The organism is Acinetobacter sp. ANC 7912 (assembly GCF_039862785.1).
Taxonomy (GTDB): domain Bacteria; phylum Pseudomonadota; class Gammaproteobacteria; order Pseudomonadales; family Moraxellaceae; genus Acinetobacter; species Acinetobacter thermotolerans.
The window spans coordinates 1-9054 of sequence record NZ_CP156797.1 but is presented as its reverse complement, the minus strand read 5'-3'; the positions used below and the strand labels follow the sequence as shown (position 1 = coordinate 9054).

The 9054-nt window shown below is 33.9% G+C and carries 13 protein-coding genes; 7 read left to right on the top strand and 6 right to left on the bottom strand.

The window, feature by feature from the left end:
- Nucleotides 1-628 precede the first annotated feature (628 nt).
- Nucleotides 629-964 (bottom strand): hypothetical protein, encoded by a 336-nt coding sequence (locus ABEF84_RS15465; RefSeq protein ID WP_253114836.1) that lies wholly within the window; start codon nt 962-964, stop codon nt 629-631.
- Nucleotides 965-1269: 305 nt separating this feature from the next.
- On the opposite strand from ABEF84_RS15465, the gene ABEF84_RS15460 reads away from it, so the two are divergent.
- The 3 genes from ABEF84_RS15460 to ABEF84_RS15450 all read left to right on the top strand — a co-directional run bounded on the left by ABEF84_RS15460 (nt 1270) and on the right by ABEF84_RS15450 (nt 4105).
- A complete protein-coding gene (locus tag ABEF84_RS15460; RefSeq protein WP_000139283.1) occupies nt 1270-1638 on the top strand; it encodes a plasmid mobilization protein in 369 nt (122 codons plus the stop codon).
- Between the two features lie 427 nt (nt 1639-2065).
- Entirely contained in the window at nt 2066-2992 is a 927-nt protein-coding gene (locus ABEF84_RS15455; RefSeq protein WP_347455824.1) for a DNA cytosine methyltransferase, read from the top strand.
- Nucleotides 2993-3001: 9 nt separating this feature from the next.
- The gene (locus ABEF84_RS15450; RefSeq protein ID WP_347455825.1) at nt 3002-4105 is read left to right on the top strand and encodes a HaeII family restriction endonuclease; all 1104 of its coding nucleotides are present in this window, start codon (nt 3002-3004) and stop codon (nt 4103-4105) included.
- 112 nt (nt 4106-4217) lie between these two features.
- On the opposite strand, the gene ABEF84_RS15445 is transcribed toward ABEF84_RS15450, so the two are convergent.
- Together ABEF84_RS15445 and ABEF84_RS15440 are read right to left on the bottom strand one after the other, a co-directional pair.
- On the bottom strand, nt 4218-4709 hold the full coding sequence (locus tag ABEF84_RS15445) for a hypothetical protein (protein ID WP_347455826.1): 492 nt from the start codon (nt 4707-4709) through the stop codon (nt 4218-4220).
- 12 nt (nt 4710-4721) lie between these two features.
- Nucleotides 4722-4964, bottom strand: a complete 243-nt coding sequence (locus tag ABEF84_RS15440) for a tellurium resistance protein TerC (RefSeq protein ID WP_347455827.1) — start codon at nt 4962-4964, stop codon at nt 4722-4724.
- A gap of 257 nt (nt 4965-5221) precedes the next feature.
- On the opposite strand from ABEF84_RS15440, the gene ABEF84_RS15435 reads away from it, so the two are divergent.
- The 4 genes from ABEF84_RS15435 to ABEF84_RS15420 are packed head-to-tail and all read left to right on the top strand — an operon-like array spanning nt 5222 to nt 7156.
- On the top strand, nt 5222-5497 hold the full coding sequence (locus ABEF84_RS15435) for a hypothetical protein (protein ID WP_271051384.1): 276 nt from the start codon (nt 5222-5224) through the stop codon (nt 5495-5497).
- A 19-nt stretch (nt 5498-5516) separates the two neighbouring features.
- Entirely contained in the window at nt 5517-5954 is a 438-nt protein-coding gene (locus tag ABEF84_RS15430) for a hypothetical protein (RefSeq protein WP_271051385.1), read from the top strand.
- Nucleotides 5954-6295: a hypothetical protein gene (locus tag ABEF84_RS15425; protein ID WP_271051386.1), complete on the top strand. Its 342-nt coding sequence runs from the start codon at nt 5954-5956 to the stop codon at nt 6293-6295. The genes ABEF84_RS15430 and ABEF84_RS15425 overlap by 1 nt, the downstream gene beginning before the upstream one ends.
- A gap of 39 nt (nt 6296-6334) precedes the next feature.
- A complete protein-coding gene (locus ABEF84_RS15420; RefSeq protein ID WP_347473888.1) occupies nt 6335-7156 on the top strand; it encodes a hypothetical protein in 822 nt (273 codons plus the stop codon).
- A gap of 189 nt (nt 7157-7345) precedes the next feature.
- On the opposite strand, the gene ABEF84_RS15415 is transcribed toward ABEF84_RS15420, so the two are convergent.
- Genes ABEF84_RS15415 through repM form a run of 3 tightly spaced genes read right to left on the bottom strand, consistent with a single transcriptional unit; the run spans nt 7346 to nt 9054 of the window.
- Nucleotides 7346-7489, bottom strand: a complete 144-nt coding sequence (locus ABEF84_RS15415) for a hypothetical protein (RefSeq protein ID WP_001125247.1) — start codon at nt 7487-7489, stop codon at nt 7346-7348.
- Nucleotides 7490-7501: 12 nt separating this feature from the next.
- On the bottom strand, nt 7502-8062 hold the full coding sequence (locus ABEF84_RS15410) for a plasmid replication DNA-binding protein (protein WP_004282224.1): 561 nt from the start codon (nt 8060-8062) through the stop codon (nt 7502-7504).
- 59 nt (nt 8063-8121) lie between these two features.
- A complete protein-coding gene (gene repM, locus ABEF84_RS15405; RefSeq protein WP_131262031.1) occupies nt 8122-9054 on the bottom strand; it encodes a replication initiation protein RepM in 933 nt (310 codons plus the stop codon).

Genomic DNA, 9054 nt, shown 5'->3' with positions numbered 1-9054 from the left:
GTTATTAGTCTACTTTTTTATTTCTGAATATAAATCTATATAAAATATTATGTAGTTAAATGCAAGGTAAACGCAGTTAAATCTACAAAAAAAAATAAGTAGACTTATGGTAGGTAAACGTAGTCATATTGGTAGGTAAACGTAGTCATATTGGTAGGTAAACGTAGTCATATTGGTAGGTAAACGTAGTCATATAACCCTTGAAAGCATTGTGAACAAAGGCTTTCAGCATGTCTAAAAGCATTTAAAAACTTTAAAATAATTAAAAGCCCAGGCAAGGAAAAATTACCCTTGGTTTTCGCTACGCTCAAACTCTATTGAATCTCGCTTTCGCTCGATTCGTCGGGGCAATTTTTTGGCTCATCTCGTTGTGACTTTAATAAAAAGCAAAAGCACGATGAATTCGCTTCGCTCATAGAGCTTTTTTACTCGCTGCGCTCGATCTAGACTCAATTTTCTGCATGTAATTTACGCTTATTTAGGCTTCACAGCCTAAAAAGCTGTTTTTCAGAGGGTCTAAGCGCGAATTTCAGCGATTTCACTCGTAGACACTCGTTCTGTACCTTCCAGTGTGAATTTGAGCTTAAATCGCAAACAGGCAGCATTTAGAGCTACATTTAAAGAGGATTCAGATTAATTCCTTATCATTTGTTCCATGATCAAATTTAAATTTCTCAGGTCGCTTCTGTAGATTTTCAAGATTTCTTTGAGCATTCGTTATTTTTTGGCTAGAACTAGAAGCAGTATCCAGGTTCACTGATTTTTCTATTTTATTTGAATGTGGCTTTTTTTCACTGATTCCCATTTTGCTCAAATTTCGTAAAACTGAACTGTAAGAAATATTGTTCGCTAGCTCAGGTAAATCAGCGTGGATTTCCTTAATTGTATAACCAGATTCCAGCCGTTTTTCTATTTCTGGTAATACAGAGATGATGAATTTCTTTGCGCCATGTCTGGTGACCATAATGACTTCCTCTTTCTTTAATTTATGCAATTATGTGCAACTATATGCAATTAAGAGCTTTTATATGATTTTATATGAAATTATCTGCAACTATGAGCTTTTAAATGGTTTTTATTCATTTTGATGTGCAATTATATGCATTTATGTGCAATTGAACTTTCAGTGATATTGGCAAGATGTGTAATGTTGACCAACATGCAAGCATGATTGGCCCACCATTACGCCCACTTATTCGCTTTCAGCTCAACGTGGCATCTTGTCCTGCGGAGCTTTTGGCATAGCCAAAATGTACTGGAAATAGAAAAATGACTGAACAGAAAAAGCCGAAACGGATACGCCAAAAAGTAATTCAAGTTGTGGTAACTGAAGCTGAGAAAAAGCAAATTGAAGAAAATGCTGCTCAGGGAAATTTATCAGCTTCTCAATATTTGCGTGATCTTGGTTTGGGCTACCAGCCTAAAAGCGTGACGGATGTAAAAACAATCCAGGAGATCCGTAGCCTAAAAGCAGATATGAATAAAGTGGGTGCACTACTGAAAAACTTAATGAATGGAGAACTGACTGATCCGAAAGAGATCCGATCTAAAGTAAATGGGCTGCTGCTGGATTTTTCCAAGAACCAAAATTCAATTGATCTATTCATTTCTAAAGTCAGATCCGCGATCAAGTTTTAAAAAAGTGTAAGGTGTGTGACCTTGTATAGTGGCCTTAGCCAGCCGTTCCTTCAGAGCTGTATTCAAGTAGCCAATCTAAAAAAGTGTAAGGTGTGTGACCTTGTATAGTGGCGTTAGCCTGAATTTCGAATAAGAGATTTTATGTTAAGTAGTATTTATTACATTGTTCTTAATAGTGATATGTAATTCCTACTTTACGCTTCATCAGCCTAATTAAGTGTAAAGTAGGAAAACATATGACAGCTATCAATTCTATCTTAAAAATAGGTTAATAGAAGAAATGGTCATTTTCGTTGGTCGCATGATAGACAAATAGATCCATTTTCATAATTAACGACAGGTATTGTCGTAATGTTCGGCGATTAATAAATTATACATAATCCATTTTAGGTACAATCCCTTCATTTTCACCCTTTGTAATCTTGTTATGACCTCTGTTACTTATAAAACTATCGATCTTTTTGCTGGCATAGGTGGAATACGTTTAGGTTTTGAAAAATATGGCTGTGAAACGGTTTTTGCATCGGAATGGGATGAACACGCAAAGAAAATCTATAAGGACAATTTTGGTGATGAACCCTTTGGTGATATTAATCTAATAGAGCCTAAAGATATTCCTGATCATGACATTCTCTTAGCTGGTTTCCCATGCCAACCCTTTAGTATTGCGGGTAAAGGTCTAGGTTTTTCAGATACAAGAGGTACATTATTTTTTAATATTGAAGAAATATTAAGAGTAAAAAAACCGAAAGCGTTCCTGCTTGAGAATGTAAAGCGTCTAACTACTCATGATAAGGGAAATACATTTCAAACTATCAAAAATAAGTTAGAGGATCTGGGATATAACTTACATTATAAAGTATTAAATTCATTGGAATATGGTGGTGTTCCACAGAAACGAGAACGTATTTATATTGTTGGTTTCCTAGATAAAGTTGATTTCAATTTCCCTGAAAAATTAAATGCATATAGACCACTTTCTGAAATATTAGAAGCAGATGAAGACATTGAAAGCAAATATTTTTTATCTGAAGAAATTAGAAAAAAGAGATTTGAAAAACTAAAGAAAGAACCGCCTATGCCTTCAATATGGCATGAAAATATTGGTGGTAATATTTCAGCACTTCCATATTCATGTGCGTTAAGAGCTGGGGGGAGTTACAATTATTTAGTGGTAAATGGTATACGACGTTTAACCGGACGTGAGATGTTACGTTTACAAGGTTTTCCAGACACTTATAAAATTGATGTGCCTTATACTCAAGCGAGGAAAGTTGCTGGTAATTCAGTAACGGTTACAGTGATAGAACGTATCGCTGAAAATATGATAAATTGCTTAAAATCATTGAATTAGATGGCAGTTATGACAAGAGTTTTAGATGCAAAAGTGGCTTTAGATTCGTTAATTGCTAAGAGTAGAGCTCATCTATATAAACCTATGCAAATTGCTGAAATTCTGAGGAAATATAGACTAAATCCAGAAGAGTTAAATCCTTTAGAACTGGAAACATACAGAACACAATCGAAGAAATGGCGTGATGCGGTTACTTCTAAATTAGTTGGTAATGTATCAACTTCTAGTGCTCGTTTCCAAGATAATTTATTTGAGGAAAATGCCATTCCCCCTCGTATTTTAGAAGTGTTAGCAAAGGAAAATAATGCAAAAAATGGAGCTATAGAGGCTTATATTTATACCTTATTTGCTAAGCGCTTAGGCTCTGTATCTAATAGTGTTAATTATTGCTTATCCCATGATTCATCTAATTTTAAATTAGATGAATTCATGGATTCTTTTTGGAAAGAACCTGGATTAAAAAGAAGCATAGATAAAGTATTTGAATGTGTAGTGTATGCTTTATTTTCTTCTATAGTTGAAGCAATAGATGCTGAAATTACTCTTTCTTATAATACTGAAAAAAAATTTATTATCGAAGAATTTGAAGATTTTACAAAGGCTGTTCTCAATATCTCTGTAGCTGATACTTTTTTTAAAACAAATGGGAGTGTACATCGTATTGGAGCTACGAATGCAGCCGATAGAGGGTTAGATATTTGGACAAACTTTGGGGTTATTGTTCAAATTAAACACCTTTCTTTGTCTGAAGAGCTTGCAGAAGGGATTTGTAATTCTTTAACAGCAGATAGGATAGTCATTGTATGTAAAAAAGCAGATGCTAAAGTTATTGCATCATTACTTAATCAAATTGGATGGAAAAGTAAGATACAGAGTATTATTACAGAGGATCAGTTAATACAATGGTACGAAAAGGCTCTACGTGGTCAATATGCTAATCTTCTAAGTAGTAAACTTTTACTTAATTTACAAAGTGAAATTCAAAGAGAGTTTCCTGCAACCCTAGATGATAATTTTCTTAATTTTTATAAAGAGCGAAATTATCATTTATTACCAATTGATGATCTTTGGTTGACTGAATCTGGTAATGCAATTATCCCTGAATCTAATTAGCCTAAATATGAAGTTAAGCTAAAACTAACATAACACACGTTACACGCATTTTAAAAATGGAGCATAAGGCTCCATTTTTATTGAGTTTTTTTAATTTTTATGTCTGTAGGAATTACATAGTATCAGTATAAGAAACCACTAAATCCATGAGCTCTTCTGATGGTGTATTACAAAACTCACGTATTCTTTCAGCCACAGTTTGAGCACTTGTAAATTCTTCATCAGCATAGTTATTGAAGTCAAAAAGAACCTCAGCCATACCAGTTGGAAGATTCAACCCCGCTTGCAAAGCATCATAAGAATCGATAGCTGAGTTACCTTGCCATTTCACAATAGCCATAGTGTATGGCGTGCTTAATGGGTTATTCAGATGCTCTTTTGTGATGTCTAAAGTGTCTATATAGAATCCTGCATCTTTCCACTTTGGTAAAGTCACAGCCCATCCAATAGCACAAGCAACTGTATTACAGTCAGTGACGAGTTGTTCATCACTCACGAAGCCAACTGAGTCCTTAGATGGTCTTCTCCAAGTACGAATATCAAATCTATTGGGATCTAGTTTTTCTAAGAAATCAGCTAACTCTAAAAGTAAATCTGTACGCATAATTTATTACCTTTAATTATTTTCAATGAAGTTCTGAGCGTGTCCTCTCTTCACTTCATTAATAATGTCTTCAGGAGATAGCCCCGCTTTTTTTAAATGAGATATCAGTGCTACTGTAATTGCTAAGTGAAGGGGAATCATGCCAGTGCTTTTATAATTAGTAATTGAATTGGGATTCATGCCAAGTAACGTTGCAAGATCCTTAATTGATAAGCCCATTTCTAGCAATATAATTTGAAGCTCTGTGTAAGTCATACAGTGACTCCTGTCCTTGTTATTAGCAATATAGCACATAAAAAATGTGTATACACATTTTTTATGTGCTTTTTTAGGGTGGACACTTTAAATGGGTTCTAACATGGAATTTCGTATAACGCCCATTATGTTAAATGAAAAAAAGAAGAAAGACTAAAAAGTCTAAATTTATATTTATTTGACTTTTTAAAAAATAATTATTTGACTTTAATTTTAGTCATGATATTCTTATTCCTATATTAAATAGGAGATGGTTCATGAAATTAACTAATCACTCTGTTCAAAGAATGAAACAACGCAATATTAATCAAGAAATGATAATGCTAGCCAATATTTTTGGGGAACCAAGTAAGAAAGGCGAAAAAATTATCTTAAAAAGAAAAGATATTCATAGAATTATGAAGGTATTAGAAGTTTTAGAAAGACGTGGTGGGATTACTATAGTTGATGATCAAGATACTTTAATAACTACTTACTTTAATGATTCATTTAATCGAAAATTAAAGTCAAATAATGACTTTAATTTTAGTTAACTAGATAAAGGAAAAAGATATGCCACTTAAGATAAACACTGAAGCATTTGCAAAGGTGCCTGAAAATTTGGTTGATTCAGCTAAGCCTAATATTAAAAAGTACAACATTCGTGTGCATAAGACAGATCTAGCTGTTCTAGATGCTTTGGCTACACGAGATGGGATTTCGAGATCTCAATTACTTAATCAGCTAGTAGAAATAATTTTACTGAATAGTTTATTTAGCTTAGATACACGTGCTGGATATTATGTCGCAAAGGCTGCTAATCAGCTAGCGAGTATTCCACCAAAAGAAGGTTGGGTATTGGATTTAGCAAATAGACATTTCTCAGCAGTTTATGAGTTGAAATCACGTTGTGATTATGAAGATACCTGTTCAGAAGAACCTACTGATCGAGATCAGATTCATGAAAAATTATCTCAAGCAGTTAAAGATGGAAAATTAGGAAAAGTTTAATGGCTACATTAAGAGAAAAATTGAAAGATACTTTGGCTGAAAGTAACACAACAATTTATGAAACGGTATCTCTCCGGGTTCCTAGTAAAATTGCTGGGATGATAGATATTATGTCTGTCATTATGAAGACCCCTGTTGCATCACTTTTAACTGACGATATTACTGAGGCATTGGTTCACGAATTACTATCTGACTCTAGAAATATTGAATTAATCAACGAACTATATGTTAAAGATCGCACGCTTCTTTCTGGAGGATGTTTGCAAGTTCTTGAGCAAAATGAAATTTTAACAGAAGATATCGGTTCTATATCGTTTGTTAAAATAAACAAAGAAGGATAAGTAATTGGTATTTTTCAATAATTAGTTAGCAAGAATTTTATGTATATAACCAACTTTAATCTAAGTCGAATCACTAAAAGAATTGATATAGATGAGCAGCTTATAGCGGATATTTTTAAGAATATTGATATTAATTCATGTTTATCACGTGAAGAAATAGAAGATCTTCAAAGGGCTGCTACTTTTTTTAAAAAAAGTGCATTAGGTGTAAAAATTGAATTTCATCCTATCGAAGCAATTGAGGACACCGGTACTTGGTTGAATGAACATAATACGGCTGCGTTTCATTTGAATGCGGATTGTCCTAGGTTGAATGCTAAATGGGTAAACTTTTATCTTCCAGAAGAAGTGAGAAATAAAGGTAAGACTGCAATAGATAGGTTTAGAAAGTTAGTTAAATCTAAGATGAGTGAAGATGGAACTATAGCTGATGAAAGTTTCATTATTTTTCTTAAAGCTGAATTCGGGATAGCAGATCTTAATTTTGGTCGGATAGAAAAAGATAACTCTAGCTCAGTAAACTTCTCTGATGAAATTGAAAAATTATCTTTAGATGAGCTTAAGGCACAAATAGATGATTTATTTGAACAGATTTCAAATTTTCCAATGAAGTCCGAGCTACATAAAAAAATTTATGACCTACGTTATTGGGATTCGTCTAAATTAAAGCGCATTGAGAAAAATAGACCTTTAGAGGAAAAAAACTTAGCAGAGGAGTTTGCTACTCTAAAAAGTAGGCTTATTGCTTCAACTATGCTTTTCTCAAAGAAAGTGAATAATTTTGATCAAGAAGCTTTAGAAGAGGAAGTTTTATTAGCATTAAATTTTAAAAAGTGTTCAGAATGCTTTAAGCCCCACTAATTTAAAGATTTCCTAAAATTAACATAATACACCTTATACGAAATGCGTTATAATTCTCTTGAAAATTCAACGCTGTAGTTCCTAGTTAATAGCCCGAACATCCCTGTTCGGGCTTTTTTTATGATTTTTCACGTTCCACGCCTATTATTTAAGCAATGTTTCACGATTTTGATTAGCTCAATTGAATAATCAGGATGCCTGGTCTTTTTCTTTTTGGCGTTCATCCAGCTCTTTTTTGAGTGCCTTTTTATCCTGGTACGATGCAATCAGCATGATCGGGATCAGTAGCGGGGCCACAATAATTCCCAGGGCAATGTCTTTCAGTTTCGGCATGATCTCTCTCCCTTAGTCATTATCAAAAACAGCATTCAGCACACGGCCAAATAAGCCACGTTTTTTAGGTTCTGGTTCAACATGCTCAGGAAGATGGATCCGTTTACTCTCGGAAGTAGTCAATTCGTCATAGTTAGAGTCAGTCTGTGACCGAGGATCCGTTGCTATATTTGAATTTGTAGATTCATTTAGCTTATCAATATTTTCTTGTTGTGACTGTTCTAAGGTGCCTTTAAACTCAATTCTATGAGTAAGATCTTCAATATGTTGCATCAAAGACTTTTCTCTTTGATTTGCTAAATCTAACTGATTTTTTAGTAAAGAAATCTGATCTTTTAATAGATTTTCGACTTCAGATTGAACGTGTACCTGTACATCCTTCTGAACTTGTTCAGTACGTGTACTGGACTGAACACCGACTGGGTTGCCATAAACTCTGATAAGTTCAGATAAGTCTATTAGACCATCATTATCTCTTGATAATTCACCATTTTTTAAAGCCTCATATATTGTTGTCCGTGATTTTTTAAAGGCTTTACTTGCGTCCATAACGCTAAATTTTGTAGTGTTCAATACAATCCCTCTGTTCATGTACAAGGATGTTCAGGTGAGCATATTACTGAACATTATCTTTATTTTGTTTGAAAGCCAACCTTTACTAGATATGGATATAGTTCTTTAAATTTTTCAGCATCTAATAGCATTTCGGCAATTCGTACGGCAAATTGCGGATAGCTTTCGGTGCCTTGAGAATACTTACTCATTTCAGGCAGTTCTGACAATTTGTTAGCAAATAAATGACGCTGGGCATCTGTTAACTTGGTGAAAATATCTAAGGTGTTTTGATCTCTAGCTTCTAGATTTGGTTTGTTAACGTTTTTCTTTTGCTTGAATGAGAATGAAAAGCCATAAATTGAACGTCCTTTTTTATGCTGCTCATACTTAACAGTGATATCTGTAAACTCATTAACTTGAGCCATAGCTAGATGTAAGACTCTGTCTTTAAAGTTCCCCATTCTTGTGTACTCATCATCAAGCACACCAATTTTTTTTCTAAACTCTTCAAGCTCTATAACAGGAGTTTGGCCAGTGCTACGCCATGCGATCAATAATTCATATAGACGTACAGCATAAGCACTACTGAGATTACTAACTTGCTGTAATTCATACTTAGTGAACTGTTCTTCGAGTTTAGTAATTAATGGAACAATAGCAGGTGCAAAAATTAACTTAACAGTCGCTTCAGCGTCAACATAACGAATCTCACTAACCCATCGGCTTAGTACGTTTTCGATATTTCCTCGTTTATTCATCTCTTGATAGCTAAATTGTCTAGCAAATAAATCTTTTGAAGCATCCTTTAATGCTTGATAGGCAGTCTGTCTTGCAACATTGAATTGATTGATATAGCTCTCTGCATGGACTTCTAAAGGGTTGTTTGCATTAATGCCTTTACCACTTTCTCTTGCTTCAACAATAGCTAAAAGAATAAGTCGCTGTTCAACTAGATCTAGGTTATAGCTTGCGTTAATTAAAGCATTATCTTTTACAACTAGATCTCGCAT

Excerpts from the sequence above, each read along its gene's own strand:
- ABEF84_RS15465 (WP_253114836.1), bottom strand. The coding sequence starts at position 964 with ATGGTCACCAGACATGGCGCAAAGAAATTCATCATCTCTGTATTACCA.
- ABEF84_RS15425 (WP_271051386.1), top strand. The coding sequence starts at position 5,954 with ATGGCTACATTAAGAGAAAAATTGAAAGATACTTTGGCTGAAAGTAAC.
- ABEF84_RS15455 (WP_347455824.1), top strand. The coding sequence starts at position 2,066 with ATGACCTCTGTTACTTATAAAACTATCGATCTTTTTGCTGGCATAGGT.
- ABEF84_RS15460 (WP_000139283.1), top strand. The coding sequence starts at position 1,270 with ATGACTGAACAGAAAAAGCCGAAACGGATACGCCAAAAAGTAATTCAA.
- ABEF84_RS15445 (WP_347455826.1), bottom strand. The coding sequence starts at position 4,709 with ATGCGTACAGATTTACTTTTAGAGTTAGCTGATTTCTTAGAAAAACTA.
- ABEF84_RS15435 (WP_271051384.1), top strand. The coding sequence starts at position 5,222 with ATGAAATTAACTAATCACTCTGTTCAAAGAATGAAACAACGCAATATT.
- ABEF84_RS15450 (WP_347455825.1), top strand. The coding sequence starts at position 3,002 with ATGACAAGAGTTTTAGATGCAAAAGTGGCTTTAGATTCGTTAATTGCT.
- ABEF84_RS15415 (WP_001125247.1), bottom strand. The coding sequence starts at position 7,489 with ATGCCGAAACTGAAAGACATTGCCCTGGGAATTATTGTGGCCCCGCTA.
- ABEF84_RS15430 (WP_271051385.1), top strand. The coding sequence starts at position 5,517 with ATGCCACTTAAGATAAACACTGAAGCATTTGCAAAGGTGCCTGAAAAT.
- ABEF84_RS15420 (WP_347473888.1), top strand. The coding sequence starts at position 6,335 with ATGTATATAACCAACTTTAATCTAAGTCGAATCACTAAAAGAATTGAT.
- ABEF84_RS15440 (WP_347455827.1), bottom strand. The coding sequence starts at position 4,964 with ATGACTTACACAGAGCTTCAAATTATATTGCTAGAAATGGGCTTATCA.
- repM (WP_131262031.1), bottom strand. The coding sequence starts at position 9,054 with ATGCGAGATCTAGTTGTAAAAGATAATGCTTTAATTAACGCAAGCTAT.